The sequence below is a fragment of the Lacinutrix sp. Bg11-31 genome (genome assembly GCF_002831665.1).
Taxonomy (GTDB): Bacteria; Bacteroidota; Bacteroidia; order Flavobacteriales; family Flavobacteriaceae; genus Lacinutrix.
In genome coordinates, this window is sequence record NZ_CP025118.1 from 933,782 (window position 1) to 951,915 (window position 18,134).

Here is an 18,134-nt window from a genome sequence, read left to right on the forward strand (position 1 = left end):
CTTTAGTATTACCTGTAAAGTGTAAAATGGCCAACATACTCTTTGTCTAATAGAGTACTGTTAGTTTTTACTACATACCAATAATCGCCTGTTGGTAATTCGGTTCCGTTATATCTTCCGTCCCAATATTGTCCCACTCTGTATGTAGCTACTTTACGACCATAGCGATCGAAAATATCGAAGGTTAAGTTTGGAAAATCTTCTACACAACCTGGAGCCCAAGTATCTGTTATGCCATCACCATTTGGTGAAAAGTAATTAGACATACATGGTCCAATAAATTCTATTTTAATTTTTGCTTCTGCTTGACAGCCATAACTGTCTGTAACAAATACGATATAAGTACCAGCTTCTGTTACTATGTATTCGTTGGTGCTACCATAATTAGTATTATTTAATGTGTAAGTATAATCTCCTGTACCACCAGTAGTTTGTGCTATAATTTCACCTGGCTCATCACCTTCAACTAATATTAGAGATAAAGGTTGATAATTTTCTATTGTAAAGAAGTCTGTGTATTGTACACAGCCATTGGTATGTGTAACTTCTACATAGTGTTCTGCTCCAGAAGCATAATCTACATTTGTAAAAACATTACTGGCTTGAGAACCAATACCATTTAAAGAAAATTCTAACAAACTAAGGTCTGTTATGCTTTCATCTACAATAACAGTAACAGTGTTTGTAAGGATATTATTTTCACATAGATACTCAATTTCTAATGTTGGATTTATTCTAACAGATTCTGGGAAGGTTATATTCCATTCAGTCTCACAGCCTAATGCATCAAGTACATAAACAATGTGATCTCCTCCACTTAAATTTGTAAAGTTGAAAACAGTTTGTGTTAAATTTCCAGATATATAGTTTCCATTATTATTGTCTAAAAGGATACTGTATGGTAAACTTCCGCCAGATATATCTATACTGAATGCTCCATTTGCATCTCCTTCGCAATCTTCTGCAAATATAGAATCTGCCACAATTTGAAGAATAACAGGAACAGGATCTGTAATAGTAAATGTATCTGTATAATAACATCCTAAAATATCTTGAACAATAAACTCGTAAGTTCCTGGTGCTAAGTTTTCGAAACTATTGGTGTCGAAAAACTGATTTAATTGTGGTGAAATGGCGTATTTAATAACACCAGTTCCACCAGTTGCAGTAATTATTAAGCTACCATCGTTACTACCACTACAGGTAATATTGTTAACTTCGAAATCTACTTGCAATGCTGTTGTAGGTTCTGTAATAGTAACAGTTTCTGAAGCTGTTATACAATTATCACTCAATGCGATAACGTTATAAGTACCAGCAAGTAAATCTGTAAAATTAGCTGGACTGTTTGGAGTAGTGGCAATAGTATTACCAAGATCGTCTTCTAAAGTATACGTGTAATTACCTAAGCCACCTTGTGCAGTAGCAACAATACTTCCGTTATTATCTCCTGCGCAATTAATTGTAGGATTATCACTTTGCAAATTAATAATTAAGTCTGGAAGCGTATCGATTGTTATTTGGTTAGATACATTAGCAACACAACCATTAGCGTCTCTAACATAATACGCATGAATTCCAGGTGTTACAGAAATAGTTGTAGAGGTATTAAAAGTGCCTAGAATGTTCGTAAAATTACTTGTGTTACTATAAGTATAAATTCCTGTTCCTCCAGTTGCAGATAAGGTTAGCTCGTATGCTATAGGACAAGGTTGACTAGAATTAATTAAACTTGCCTGTATTAGTGCTGGCTGGTTTATTATAATATCTGCCGACGTGATTGTACAGTTAAACCCATCTTCTATAGTAATAGAATATGTTCCGGCTGCTAAGTTTGTAAATACGTTAGAAGTTTGTGGTCCTGAGTTAGTAATATTAGGAGAAGAACTGTTAAGTGTATAGGTGTAATTAGCACCTTGTCCACCAGCAACATTAGTTACTGTTATAGTTGCATCTTGATCTCCAAAACACGATAGTGTACTCGCATTTGCTGTGAAAGTAGCACTAATTGGAGTTGGTGGTGCTAAAATTATAACTTCGGAAACAATACAACCTTGTGCATCTCTTGCATTAACAATATAGTTTCCAGTAAACAGGCCAGTAAATGTTCCATTAGATGAGTAAGCAATAGTAGCATCTCCTGTTAATTCATATTCTGTATTTCCCCAACCACCTGAACTAACAGCTGTAATAGTACCTATACCATCTAGACAAGTTACCGAAGTTTGAGTTGTTGTAAGTGCTAATGCTTCAGTAGGTCTTGTAATTGTAAAATTCTTACTTACTGTACAAAAAGGATTAGAAATTAATGTTGCATTTATGGTATAAGTTCCGCCTATTAAACCAGTAATAGTAATAGGTCCTGCATTTGCAGTTGCACCAGAATTAACAGTTGTACTAGCACTATCTACAATAGTATAGTTAAATGGTCCTGATTGATCTGGGTTAGTACTTGTAACAACGTCATCTACAAAAGTAACATTTACGCTACCATTGTTATCGTTAAAACATGTAACATCGATAACAGAATCTATAATAATATCGAAAGTGTTTGGGTTATTTACATAATGTACACTTTCAAGATTACAACCTGTATCTAAATTTGTAACTGAAATGATATAGTTTCCAATATCTAATCCCGTAAATATACCAGTAGTATTTGTTTGGCTGTAAATACTACCTGTTACGGTTCCAGTAACATCTTCAACAGTAAATTCTAAATTTATAGGTGTTCCTCCAGTAGAAGCAGCAGTTACTGTAATATCTTCTAAGTTTGTACATGTTATTGCATTATCAACCGTAATATTTACAGAGTCTAAATCTATAGATGGATTAATAATTACTGCTGTATTAGTTGCGCCTAAACAACCTTGGTCATCATAAACATTAACAGTATAATTACCTCCATTTCCATTAGATTCTGTATAAACATTATTACTTCCAGATTGTACAACTGTGCCATTTTCAATAAATTCGTAAATAACATAAGTTCCAGATCCTCCAGTTACACTTGTTATTGTAATACTTGCGTAGTTTATCGTGTTCCCTGAATTACAAGCGTATTGAGATACTGTAGGAGCAGAGACACTAATTACATTAGGTTCTGTAATTGTAATAGTATCTGTAGCAACACATCCTTTACCGGAACTTACTTGTACAGTATAAGTTCCTGCTACTAAACCAGTAAAAACATTAGAGGTTTGTGGAGCAATCGTAATTGGAGCAATAATTTCGTAATTATAGATAGGATTATTATTACTTGTTGGTAAGTTAACTGTAATAACACCAGAGCTTGAACCATTACAGGTAGCACTATTAGCTTCTAATGTAAATGCTACAGGAGTTGCTGGTTCTAATGATATATTGGAGTCATAAGAACATGTTGTTGTGATGTCTGTAATAGTAACAGTATAATTTCCAGAAGGTACACCTGTAAATAGGTTACCAGTTAAAGTTATTGATGATGGGTTTGGGCTTATAGAATAACTGTATGATCCTGTTCCACCATAACCTGTTATTGCAATTTCTCCATCGTTATCACTACAACTTGGTGGTGTAGTGAGAGCACTTAAGGTTACAGGTTCTTCAATAATATAAGGTATTGTGTTTGTGCATCCATTTGCATCTTGTAAAATTATATTATATGTACCAGGATTGTTTACTGTAAAAGTTGGACTAGATTGAAACCCATTACCGATACTGTATTCAAAAGGCATTATTCCAGAAGCAACATTTACAGTAAATGTATAATCGTTTGTAGAACTTGGACATTGAGAGCCTGTAACTGTTATTCCTGTAGGAATAGGATCTGTGTCGATTGTAATTGTTAATGGACTCGAGATTGTACAATTGTTAGTGTCTTGAACATAAACGTCCCATGTTGTTGCAGTATTAGGATCTAATACAGCAGTATTTGAACTAGAATACGTTCCTGCTGGTGTTCCACTTACTACAAATGAGTAGCTGTAAGAACCATTACCACCAGAGGCTGTAATACTTACTTGAGCACCAGAATTACAATTAGCATTTATAAAAGGATTTGCTACTAAAGCTAAAGGAGAGGTTTGAGATACATTTATAAATGTTGTAGCAGTACATCTTGTTGTTTCATCTGTAACAATAATAGTTTGTGTACTAGCAACATTTATTCCAGTTATGGCAACTGTAGAGTTTGTTTGATTGGTTACTTCTGGAGCTCCATTAATAGAGTAACTGTAAGTTCCTGTGAAATTAGAAATAGTAAATAGCACTTCACCATTTGCTCCTGGATTACAAGAAACATCACTAATTAATTGACCATTAACGTTAATATTATCAACATCATCTATAACATAAAGTTCTTGGTAAGCGCAACCATTAGCGTCTGTAATTTGGAATATATAATTATCTGGTGTTAATCCTGTAAAGATCCCATTTGCTGCTCCAGTTGTGTTTGAGATTGCAGTTGCTGGAGACAAAATTTCATAATTTAATACTCCAGTACCACCAATAGCTGTTAATGTAACATCACTTGTACTATCTATACATGTAATTGGTGTTGAAGAGAAGTCTAAATCTAGCGGAGAATCTAATGGGTTAACTATAACACTGCCTAGGACTTCGCAACCATTTTCATCTCTTACAATATAATTTATTGTTTGTACAGTACCATTGTTGTTAACAGTATAAGTATTAGTTGTAGAAAATCCATTGCCATTAAAACTATAATAGTATTCGCCTAAAACGGTAGGTGTTCCATCTTGACCTAATACAGTAAAAACTGTTGCTACATCACATGTCGTGTTATTTGAAATAGAATTGGTTGCGGATAATGGTAAAGGTTCGTTAATAATAATTGGCCCACTAGTATAAGTACACGAATTAGAATCAATAACAGTAACAGTGTAAGTTCCTTGAATAAGCCCTGTAAATACATTAGAATTTTGTGGAGTTCCAGAATCTAATTGATAGGTAAAAGGACCAGTTGGTGATGTGGTAGTAACTGTAATAGTACCATTATTACCACCATTACAACTAACATCTGTTTCGGCAGTAGTAAAAGTTGTAGGTTGTATTGGATCTAAAATATAACTTGTAGTAGATTCACAACCAGCAGCATCTGTAACCATAAAAGTGTATGTTCCAGATATTGAAGTAGAATACACGTTAGTTGGCATAGGATTAAAAGTAATACCATCTGTAGAAACCTCATAAGTGTACGAAGCATTATCTCCACCTGTTGTTGTTAATGTAATTTCTGCATTTGGTATCGTAGAACAATCTAAAGAGCTTGTTAAAGCTACGCTTAATAATAATTGATTATTAACTATGTATGTTGTAGAAGCAACACAACCATTACCATCTTGAATATACAATGTATATGTTCCTGGAGAAGATACTGTGAAATCTGGTGAAGAAACAAAAGTAGTACCATTTGTACTATATAATGCGCTCCCAATAGAAACACTTCCAGTAATTGTATCTGTTATTGGATTACCAACAAAACAAGGTGCTATTAATGGATCTATAGTAGGTTCTAAATCTCTTATAAGAGTGACATCGAAATCTCTAATACAACCATAAGCATCAATAGCATAAACAGTATAAGTGTTAGCTGCAACAGTAAATGTGTTTTCAGGAGCCCAATTTGTGTTATTTGCCACTGGAGCAGGATCTGTATCTAATAAAATTTGATATTGATATGGTGCTGTACCATCGCTTGCTATTGCTGTTATAACTCCTAAATAGTTGCAATTTTCATTAGAAGAAACAGAAGCTGTTAAATTGAAATCTATAGCAGATTCTGTAATATTAAAAGGAGCTGAAACAATACTACAGCCTGAATTTGTACCAGAAGTTTCTGTAATTAAAACATAATAGTTACCAAAAGGTAAAGCACCTAAATTAGTAACATTAAGTACACCACCTGCTGTTACTGTTCCAGATCCATTAATTCCTGTTGTATCTAATGACAATGAATTAAATATTTCATAGTCTACATCAATAGAAACAGCCTCAGGATTATTTATTGAAAAAGAGACATTACCATCTGCATTACCAGTACATGTAATATTATTAGAGCTTAAGGCTGTAGCTGTTAATGTTGAATTTGTAGGTATTGGGGCAGATGCAGTTTCAAAATAAGAACAACCTGTTAGGGAATCATAAACAATAAAAGTATACAAAACACCAGTAGTTAAACCTGTAAAAGTTATTGAGCCTGGTGATGTTTCTAATTGCCACGTTCCACCAGGTGGAGGAGAAGGTATAGTACCATTATAGATATCAAAGTAAAAAGGACCTGAGCCAGCTAAGGCTGTATTTACAGTAACAACAGCTTCTCCACCAGTAGTACAGTCTGCAGTTGCATTAATAGTAATATCTAAATCATCTGGAGGAGAAGCTACTAGTACATCTTGTATTAATACAGAACATCCATTAGAGTCAACAACATTAATTTGATATAAACCAAAATCAACAATGTCGAAAGTAGTTGAGGTGTCACCTATGTTATTAAGTTCAACCTCATTATAACCATTTGTACCTGTTACAAAATAGTTATAAGGTCCTGTACCACCTGTTACACTATCAACAATTACAGATCCTTGAGAAACACCAGTACCAGTACAAGTAATTGGTACTGCAGAATGGTTAACAATTATCGAATCTGGTTGTGCTATAATAATAGTTTCTACTTCTGTACAGCCTCTAGCATCTATTACTGTAATAGTATAAGTACCTGCTGGTAAACCTGATGTTTGTGAACCATAAGAAGTACTAGTTGTTGTATTTAATACTTCAAAAACAAATGGCGCTTGTCCAACTGTAGTATCGGCTATAATTGAAATAGCAGCGGTTTCTTCTCCATTGCAGTTAATGAATCCTGTCTGCGTTACAGTAATATCTGGATTAACCGCAGTAGTAATATCTATAGTAGTGGTGGTTGTAGATGTACAAGAATTAGCATCGGTAACCATAAATATATAACTTCCAGGTGTTATTATATTTAATATATTAGTAGGTATGTTGGTATAAGTACCACCTCCATTTGTAGAATATGCATAAGTATATATTGAAGTATCTCCTCCTGTAGCTGTTAATGTTACTTGAGCTTCTTGTGGTAAAGAACATGTAATATCCTTGTCTAATACAGCAGATAATATTAATTGTTGGTTAACAATAATAGTATCTGTTGCTTCACAACCATTTCCATCTCTTACAGTTACAGTATAAGTACCAGGAGTTACTGTAAATGTATTTCCTGTTTGAAAATTTGTTCCATCTATACTATACATTAAAGTTGCAATACCAGTAGCATTTGCTGTTATAGTAAAATTATTTCCTGTTCCTGTACATTGATTATCTAATGTAGCTGAAACTGTAGGTAAAACATCACTGGTAAGAGTTACGGTATCCATAACAATACAGTTATTACTATCCATTACGTACACATCTATCACTAGACCTAGAACACTTGTGTCTACGCTAGTTACAGTAGTATAATCGGTGCTTATTGGAGCAGGACTTCCAGAAGCTACAAAAGCATAAGTATAATTGCCAGTTCCTCCAGATATTGTAGGAAATGTAATTGTAGAAATTGTATTATTACAACTTATATTACTTGCACTTACTGTAAAATTAATTTGTGTTGTTGGATTAATAGTAACACTAGTTGTATCACTACATCCAGATGTAGAATCTACTACATTAAAAGTATAAGTTCCAGTTGGTAAATTTGTTACAGTAACTTCGTTGTTTATTTGATTTGTAGTTCCGGCAGTTGGTGTTAATGTGTAAGTATAGTTGCCAGTACTACTAACATTGGTCATTGTAAAAATAGCAGTACCATCATCTGCACCAAAACATATTTGGTTTGTATTTGTCTCTGCAATAACTATATTAATAGCAGGAGAAATAGTATGAGAAGCGCTAGTTACACAACCATTTGCATCAGTTATTTGGAAAATGTAATTATCAGGAGATAAGTTTGTGAAAATTCCATTCGAAGCACCAGATGTATTTGATGTTATAGGATCAGTAATTTCATATAAAAAAGGAGCTATTCCATCTGTAGGAGTTATAGTTACATCTGTAGTTGTATCATTACATGTTATGGTATTAGAATCTATAGTCATTCCTGTAAGCGGATTAAAAGGAGGAATATTAATAGTTTTAGTATTAATACAACCATTTTCATCTCTTACAGCATAAGTAACTATTTGTATTATACTAGTATTTGTAACAGTTAATGTATTTGTAGTTGTAAAATTAGTGTTACCATTAAAACTATAAGTATAGTTGCCAGTTCCTCCAGAAGCAGTTACAGTAATATTTGTTGTAGTACTACAGTTTGTATTATCTGTTATTGTTGCGTCTGCAACAACTTCTGTAGGGTTATTTAAAGTAATGGTATAAATAGGAGATAAACAACTATTACTGTCTTGTATTTGATAAGTATATTCAGTAGTTGTTGCATTAGTTGTGTTGGCATTTAATCCCGTGTAAAGTGAAGTAGTGGTAAATAAACCTCCATTAAAACTAAAAGTATAACCACCTGATCCATCAGCTGCAAATAATTGAATTTCTCCATTAGTTTCATTAAAACAAATTGGGTCGATACTATTTGCTGTTCCGGTAGGTGTAGAAATACTATCAATGGTATTAATTTCAGATTCTGCTACACAACCTTGTGCATCTGTAACTTGAAATTGGTACGTTCCTGCATTGGGTGATGTGTAAGTAAAAGGAGAACCAGTAGTGCCTAATGAAACATATGCACCTCCATTCTCGGATACATCGTATGTAAAGGGAGTCGTTCCACCTACTATAGTTCCTGTAATTACTGCATCTGGAGATGCTGTACAGTCTAAGTTTTTTGTAATAATAGTGCTAAGTGTTAATTGAAGCTCTATTGTTTGTGTAGGTAAAGTAACTTCGCAACCATAAGAATCTCTTACAATAATAGTGTAATTGCCAGGTGATAAATTATTAAAGATATTACTTGATTGAAAAGCACCTCCATTAATATTATACTGATATGGAGATTGCCCTGAAGTTGTTAAAACTTCTATAGTGGCTGCATTAAAATTATCGTAACATAAATCTGATGTAACATTTATAGTTGCAGTTGGAATAGAAGGAGAGGTTAATGTTATTTCAAATGATTCAGTACAACCAAGAGTGTCTGTAACCTCAACATTGTAGGTTCCTGCTGCTACATTTGTTAATATCCCATTACTTTCGAAGTTGGTAGTTGTAAAAGGAGTAACAGTATCAATTAATTGATAAGTGTATGCAGGTGTACCACCTGTGGAAGTGGCAGTAATTGTTGCTCCTTCTAAACAAGTAACTTCTGTATTAGAAACACTTATTGTTAAAGGATCTGGAGAATCTATTGTTTCTGTAAATGAAAATAAACACGAATTTGATGTATCATCATATCTAATTTGAATATCATAAGTAGTATCAATTAGTCCTGTTATTGTATACGGAGAAAACATTTGCGTTAACCAACTTGTCCCATTATCAATTGAATATTGGAATCCTAAAATAGGATCGAAATTTTCTGCTGCGATAGTGATGGCACCATCTGCTGCACCAGAACAGCTAATCATAGATGTTCCTGTTATATCTGCGGTAAAAGCGTTACCTGTTGGTATAATAAAAGGAAAGTCTACAACTGTAGTACAAGCTATAGGAAGCTGATAGACTTTTAAATCGTCTATAGCAACATCGTTTCCACTTGTTTGTTGAACATTAGACCTTAAAATAAACTTTAAACTGGTATTAGTTCCAGGATCAAGAGATATTGGAGTAGTAGGATATTCTATCCAATTTTCGGTCTTAGGTATATCTCCTGTACTGTAAAATGAAATTTCTGTTCCTGTGCCATCTACTAAAGCGACCCTTAAATTTGGGTCAAATTGGTTATTTCCAATTGATAGTAAATTCATTGCAGCAAACTCAACCTGAATTGGTTGATTTGGGATAATATCATTTATTTGTTTTTCGTAAAGAATTTCTGTTGTTGGTATAGTAGCGCCAATATTTACAACTAAATATCTTCCATCTGGTGTTGTTGGATTTGTAGCAGGCGTAAAGTCTACTGGGTTTACCCAAGCTCCATAAGGATTTTCTATATTAGAAGTAACCGAATATTCTCCATCGTTAATGGTAGTACTATTTCCACATTGTGTAGCTGTAACTTGTCTTTCAAAACAATAATAAGTTGGGTTAATTCCAGGAGAAGTAGTGTCTTCACCATATCCAAAAGTTTCATAAAGTAAATTACTAAAAGTAGGGACTGTTAATAATGTATATTCAACACTTATTGTATGTGAACCAGAAGGAACATTATTAAAAGTTTGAGGATCTACTGTGTTAGGGTTTAGTACTCCGTCTAAATAATAATCGTAACTATAACTAGTGCCACCATTATTGGTAACTGTTACAGTACTATTTCCTGTACCATCGCAGTTAAAAACTGTTTCATCTAAAGAAATAGTTGGAGCAGGAGGTTCTTGGTCTAAGATTATATCTTGCATTGCAAAAATACAGCCGTTAGCATCACGAATATATACTGTATAGGTTCCAGGACTCACGTAAGCTTCGTTTGTTGTTGTCCATGTTGCTTGATTATCGAAGCTATATTCGTAAAAATTAGGTGCAGGAAATGGTGTGCCTCCTTGTGGGTTTGTTATTCTAATTTTACCTTCTTCATTAGGACCACAACCTGAAAGTTCTGAAATTCCTGCTGTAGCAGTTAAGGCTTCATCTGGTTGATCTATTGTTATAGTTTCTACTGTAGTAAAACATTCTGATGTGCCAAGTATATACCTTACTATTACTTGATAATCACCTGCGTAAAGATTAGAAAGTGTTGAGCTTGTTGTATAAGTTAGACCATTATCTACACTGTATTCTAGCGTATATCCATTAGCATTTATAACATTAAATTGAATTTCTCCAGTATTATCATTGTAACATAATATATTAGTATGATTAATATTATATTCTGGTTCGGGATTAGATTCTAATGAGATAGTTGTAGACGCTACACAGTTGTTAGAATCTATAACAGTAATATTAAAAAGCCCTCCAGTAGTAACTACTATTTCTGGAACTGTTTGAAAATCTGTAGTACTATTAACAAAATAGAAGTAAGGTGGTGTTCCGCCTTCAGGATATACAGTAATTTCACCATCTGTGCATGTTAGCGGATTAGTAATAGCTGCTGTAACAGTTAATAATGGAGGTTCAATAATAATAATGTCTTCAGTATAAGTACAACCATTTTCTGTTTCTACTGTAACTGTATACGTTCCAGAATTTAAGTTTTCAAAAGCATAAGTATTTTCTAAAATAGGACCAACACTATTTACTAAAGTTCCATTTTCATGTAAAGTATATGAATATTGTGGATCAACATCATTTGCTGCCAATAGAATGCTTCCTTTATCGCCATGACAAAGTGGTTGTGTAATAGTTGAAGATACTGTAAAGTCACGTTCTCTAATCTGAACATTTAGTACAGAAAATACACATGGATTGGTTGAGACATTAATTTGTCTTATATAAACAGTATAAACTCCAGCTGTATTTATAGTAAAAATATTGCTGGCTTGGTATGTAATATCGTCTAGACTATATTCATAACCAGAAGGCACATTGTTAACTGTAATACTTCCAGGTGTTGTGCAAATAATATCTGTAGCAACTACTGTTGGATTTAATAAATTCTGATAGACGTTAAAATAGAACTGAACAAAACAACCGCCAGAATAATTAATTGTTAATCTAAACTGTCCTGCAGCATTTGCTAAAAAATTAGGTCCTGTTGCTACTTGATTCCAAACACAAGTATCATCTTCATTCGCACAATCTGAATTTATAACTGCATTACAGCTAGATTCGTCTAATTGTTCCCATATAATAGATGATGCTCCAGTAATATTTGTTTGTATATTTCTAGAATCATTTGCGCCACATAAAAAGATATTAGGTAGTAATTTACCATCGTTAGGGCAAGTAACAACCTCATCTGCATAAGGAATAACAGGGTTTTCTATGTTTCCTCCAAAAAGATTTACATTAAATTCTTGAATAATAGATTGGCAAGGTGCAATAGCTGTATTAAACACGTAATAAGTTCCAATTGCTGTAACTGTAATTGTTTGGGTAGTCCCAATTACTGGAGTTCCTGTCGCACTTGTAGACCAAGAATATGTATCGTAACCATCAGCAGCTGTTAATTCTAAACTGGAACCACAGAGTATTTCATTTTGAGAAAACTCACAATTTAAATCTGCTAGAAAATTAGTAGCTTGAGGTATTAGTAAACAACCTGTATTACTATTTAAACTAGGATCGTCTGTAATTTGAAACATAGGATTAAAAAAACCACTATAAGTAGCAAAGGCTTGATTATTAATAATGTTAGAACAAGCGTCTGCCAATTGGTTACAATCATCAACGACTTGTACTTCTATACGAATCTCATAGACTGGATCATTTTCTTCAACCAAATAGTCTTCAATATTAAAAATAATCTCTTTTGTTACAGGATTATAACTAGCCACAGTAACTCCTGGAGGAAGCACTAAGTCTGCTGGATAATTAAAAATAATATTTATAGGTAAAACATCTCTAATTTGAAAACTTGTTGCGTTGTCATTTCCTGTATTCTGAAAACCAATAACATAATTTAATGAAGAGCCTAAACCTACGGTATCTCCACCAATATCATTACCAGCATCATCTTCTACTATTTTAGTTAGGACAATATCTGGTTCTATTATTTCAACAGCAAAAGCGAAAAAATATTGAAAATAGGTGTCTCCACTTGTTTCTAGACGCACAATAGCTGATGTTGCATCATTTGCAATTACAGAATTTCCAGGATTTGGAATAGCCATAACTCCTGTGTCGAATCCTAATGTATTAGTACTATTTGGTACTCTACTATTAACAGGTAACGCGTTTAATTGAGTTACTGAACTATTAAAAAAATTGTTTACAGGACGATCTACTGCTGATAAATTCACACCATTAAGTAACATTTTATCACCTGTAATTGGGCTATCTCCTTCTAATGTAGCGAATGCAAAGTTTGCTCTTACTGGAGCAGGAGCAGGCACAGTTCTAAAACCACTAATAGGAATATCTGCGTTTGGATTTTCTGAAGCACTAATAGCGCTAAAACCATCAAAACTTGTAATTGATTTTCCTGGTAAAGTAGGATCTTCATAAACTACAAAAAGTGACCAACCAGCTGATTGACCAGTACCATTATATGGTGTAAAATTTGAAGTTTCGCCTTCAGCTGAAGACACGTTAGCAACTGTGTAAGTTCCTAAATCTGTGACAGAGCCAAAAGCTGTAACAATGTCTGTTACATCTGCATAACATGCATAAGAAAAACTATTTCCACCGTCAACAGAGTTACCGTTAGCATCATATATAATAGTACCTTGAATATTATTATAACCACCTATTGGTCCTTTAAATTTTACATTTGTTATTATTTCATTTCCTGGATTAACAGCTCCCCAATATAAACCAGCATATTTTATACGATAACAATTTGGATTAGGTATCTCTAAATCTGCACTCGAAGAACTAAATGTTGTATTATCACCATCAATATCTATATAGGTCATATTGACATTATGGTTATAGACATTATTGTTATTGAAAGCGTTATTGTCTGGACCTAGAATATTGTTACCAATAAGGACGATATCTCCTTTTAAATCTTGGTCGAATCTTGGAGAGAAAGGTTCGTAATTTTGTGCATAGGATATGAAACCTAAAAAAAGGAATGATACAGTGAGTATCGATTTAACATAAGTAGGGATTTTCATGTTGTTTTATTTTATTCTCATTCTATTTTCAACTTTAGGGGATGTTGATAACTGAATGAGAATTAATTATTTAATTTTCTATTTTCACTATTGACATTTTGGTATTATATAGCTTGTTTCCTTTAGTGTTTAAGGATTTGTTAGCGGATTGAATATTATCGAATTTTGCGCTGTAAATGTAATATTTACTAGAATTGATATCGTAGAAAAAGTTAACATCCGTAAGACCTGATTGAACAACTTTTGTTAGAAAATCGTCTCGCTTATTAACATCACTATGTACAGCAATTACTAAATAGTATCCATTTTCTACATTTTTAACGTTCTTTAAAATTTGAATATTATCACTTTGTTTTTCTCCAAAATCAAAATCTTCTGAAGTTAATTCAGTAGTACTTGAAACATCACTTTCTTTTATACGTTGCAATGTCTCTCTGTCTTGTGTATAACGTTCATCTGTATTATCAAATGCAGCACGTTTAATTCTTCTTCTACGTTCAAATTCTGTAGAAACTTTAATGTTTTTTAATCTTGTATCTAATTTGTTTTTAGCCTCTGTAGCTTCTTTTTGTTCAGATTCTAAACGTTTTACGGTTTTCTTATAATAAAGGTCTACGTTATCTAACATTATTATACCAGCTTCTGAATTATCTTTTTCTAACTTTTTTAAAGCTATAATTTCTTCATTTCGAATTGTAATGATGTTTTCTAAATCAGACTTGATTTTGTTTAAAGCATTATTTTCTTTTGTGATACTTTTAAAAGGTTTTGCTTTAACTAAAATACCTTGTTCGCTTAAATCGTTCTCTTCTTTTAAATCCTGAAGATCCTTATCTTTAATAGCAACTATATCATCAAATTCTTGTAATAATTGACTTTGTCTTGTTTTCGATTCTTCGGTTTGTTGCGCAATAGTAAGTATAGCTTTACCAAGCGCATCAGTAGTTTTTAATATTGGGTCTTCAGCTTTAATATCAGCTACTTCTTTAGCTTGTTGTTCTGCTAGAAGTTTCGCTTGAGCATCAGCTACTTCTTTAGCTTGTTGTTCTGCTAGAAGTTTTGCTTGTGCATCAGCTACTTCTTTGGCTTGTTGTTCTGCTAGAAGTTTTGCTTGAGCATCAGCTACTTCTTTAACTTGTTGTTCTGCTAGAAGTTTTGCTTGAGCATCAGCTACTTCTTTAGCTTGCTGTTCAGCTAGTAATTTCGCTTGAGCATCAGCTACTTCTTTGGCTTGCTGTTCAGCTAGAAGTTTCGCTTGAGCATCAGCTACTTCTTTTGCTTGCTGTTCTGCTAGAAGTTTTGCTTGAGCATCAGCTACTTCTTTGGCTTGCTGTTCTGCTAGAAGTTTTGCTTGAGCATCAGCTACTTCTTTGGCTTGTTGTTCTGCTAGAAGTTTTGCTTGAGCATCAGCTACTTCTTTAGCTTGTTGTTCTGCTAGAAGTTTTGCTTGAGCATCAGCTACTTCTTTGGCTTGTTGTTCTGCTAGAAGTTTTGCTTGTGCATCAGCTACTTCTTTGGCTTGTTGTTCTGCTAGTAATTTCACTTGTGCATTAGCTTCTTCTTTGGCTTGTTGTTCTGCTAGTAATTTCGCTTGTGCATTAGCTTCTTCTTTAGCTTGTTGTTCTGCTAGAAGTTTTGCTTGAGCATCAGCTACTTCTTTAGCTTGTTGTTCTGCTAGAAGTTTTGCTTGTGTATCAGTCTTATCTTTAGTTTTTTGTTCAGCAACTACTTTAATATCGTCTTGTGTTCTTGTTATTTTTTTCTTTTTACGTTTTCTTTTATTTCCAGTAATTAGGCTACTAACTTCATCTCCACTGCTGTATTCATAATTTTCTGTATTCTTAAACCTATAGGCAAGTGAGATTTCATGAGAAGTTTCAAAAACGGTTAAATCGCCAATTGCTTTTTCAAAATTATATTCAATAGCAATTTGAGGACTAATATTAATACCTATTCCTGCAGAAGCACCATAAACAGAATTAAAACCTGCTTGTGCCCAAATACCTTTAGGAATGGTAAGCATTGCCATAGCAGAAAGAATAGTTTCTTCTTTTCTAAATTCGGATTTCAGTAAAGTTGTAAATTTACTTTCATCAAAAAAACCTCGAGATGTTAAGTATCCTGTATACATTAGGTAGCCTTCTATACCTTGTTCTGGATTATCTTCAATAAGCATTGATGACTGAAAATTATAGGCTGCTATATTTTTTAGTGACACACCAAAATCGAAAAAACCAGTCCCATAGTTAATGCCTGGGTTTACTGTTATTAAGAAATTTTCTGGAACATTTTCTATTGAAGGATCATCGAAATTTGTGACTATTTTTCCGGTATTTAAACCGCTTTTATAAGCTCCAATATTAAGACCAAAAGTAAGATTGCTATCTCTATCTAATCTTACATTGTATGCGAAATTTAAAAGACCACCAAAAGTGGTTAATACGCCATAATTTTGTTGAAACACACCAATTCCAGCACCAATATTTTCTCCAAATCTTCCTGAATAGCTTGCTAAATAGGTTTCTGGTGCATCTTCAAATTGTACCCATTCTCTTTTATTAGAAATACTAATGTATTTACTTTGTTCTCTTACAAAGCTAAAAGTTGGGTTTATTGTAAAACGATTAAATGTTAATGAGTTCCTTAGCGGAAGATTAAGCGCAACCACACCATCATCCTCTTGAGAATAGTTCATCTGTATAGAACAGAAGCATAATACTAAAACAAGAAATAGTGTTTTCATATTATTTTATAATTGTTATTGAGCCTTTAATTACTTCATTATCTGGCGTTGTTATTATATAATAATACACTTGATTGATGTTAGTAATATTTAAATCGTTCTCTGGGAAATTGTTGAGGTAATCGTTTGTTTGTAATACTACTAATCCACGATTGTTTAATATAGTTACTTGTGTATTAGAGCCAGTTACGTATTTTGTTGGTATAATCCATGTATCATTAATGGTGTCTCCATTAGGGCTAATAAGATTTGGAATTTTTTCTACTTCAGGAAAAGGATCAAATGCTTCTACTATTTCGAATAAAAAAGTTCTAGAAGCGGTACAGCCAGAATTTTCTGTAACAACCACTTTGTAGTTTCCAAAAGCTGTAGCATCAAAAGTATCTTCATTAGCACTAGAAATTAAAACGTTGTCTAAATACCATTCAAATTCTGGAGTGTTAGCAGTATTAGAAATTATTATGGTTAAAGTATCTTCTGCTTCAATAGTATTTGTTTCATCTACATTAATAGAGGCGTCAAAAAGTTCACTTTGCAATACAATAGCTCCAGATGCAGAGCAGCTTCCTAAGTTTACTTGAACCGCATAGGTACCAGATTCTATGGTTTCATACATTTGATTAGTTGCGCCTGGAATAATAACACCATCTTTAAACCACTGATAACTATTTCCTCCAATAGTACTTAAAGTTGTTGCACCTAGATCTGGACAAAACGGATTCCCTAAACTTGAAGAGATACCTGCATCTGCTTGTCCTGAAGTAACAGAACTAATAGTTACGCGATTAGAAAACGAATTTGAAGTACAACTACCATAATTCGTTTCTACAAAATAAGTGCCTTCTTGATTTATTGTAAGTGATGAACCTTCTGACACAAAAATAGAGGTCGTTGCACTAGTTTCTTTATACCATTTATAAGTAAGCGATGGATAATTTAAAGGAGAATCATTATTACCTGAGCCAGGATTATCTATAGTTAGTAAATAGCTTCCGCCTGCACAATAAACTCCAGTTGAGACTAAATTATTTATAGTAAATGGAGCATCTTGAATTTTATAATAAGCAGCAAAAGGTAAAGAACCAGAACTAGTTGCAACAGGTGCACTACTTTTTATACGAATTCTATAGTTTTCTCCAGCAGTGGTGTTTGGTAATGAAAAATCTAATGTTGCTGGTGAGGTTGTTACCGTTCCAGAATTTGATGTAAATATAATAGTTGCGTTTGAAAAATCGCCATTAGCATCGGATAACTCAATTAAAAATTGATTTGAAGTATTTAACCCGTTCTCTGGAGAAAAAACAAAAGTAGTAGAGTAGGTGTTAAAATTAGCACTTGCGCATGCTTGACTAAAGCCTAAATTTGGAGTTCCAATTACTATTTGTGAATTAACTTTTTCTTGACAAATAAGAATTAGAAAACAGAGTAATAAATATAGTTTGTATTTTTTTTTGTAGGTGTACATTGGGTTAGCTGGTAATTTTCTTTTCTATAAGCAATTAGGTTTTTTAGGTTTAGGTGGGTTTGATTTTAAGCTTTAGTTTAAAGGA

Annotated in this window: 3 protein-coding genes; all 3 read right to left on the reverse strand. The window is 33.3% G+C overall.

Features of this window, described 5'->3' with window-relative positions; all coding sequences use genetic code 11:
- Positions 1-8: 8 nt before the first annotated feature.
- The 3 genes from CW733_RS04340 to CW733_RS04350 all read right to left on the reverse strand — a co-directional run bounded on the left by CW733_RS04340 (position 9) and on the right by CW733_RS04350 (position 18,049).
- Positions 9-13,841, reverse strand: a complete 13,833-nt coding sequence (locus tag CW733_RS04340) for a T9SS type B sorting domain-containing protein (RefSeq protein WP_100996033.1) — start codon at positions 13,839-13,841, stop codon at positions 9-11.
- Between the two features lie 70 nt (positions 13,842-13,911).
- Positions 13,912-16,584 carry a PorP/SprF family type IX secretion system membrane protein gene (locus CW733_RS04345; RefSeq protein WP_100996034.1) on the reverse strand — a complete coding sequence of 891 codons (2,673 nt, stop codon included), beginning with the start codon at positions 16,582-16,584 and terminating at the stop codon, positions 13,912-13,914.
- Between the two features lies 1 nt (position 16,585).
- The gene (locus CW733_RS04350; RefSeq protein ID WP_100996035.1) at positions 16,586-18,049 is read right to left on the reverse strand and encodes a gliding motility-associated C-terminal domain-containing protein; all 1,464 of its coding nucleotides are present in this window, start codon (positions 18,047-18,049) and stop codon (positions 16,586-16,588) included.
- Between the last annotated feature and the right edge of the window lie 85 nt (positions 18,050-18,134).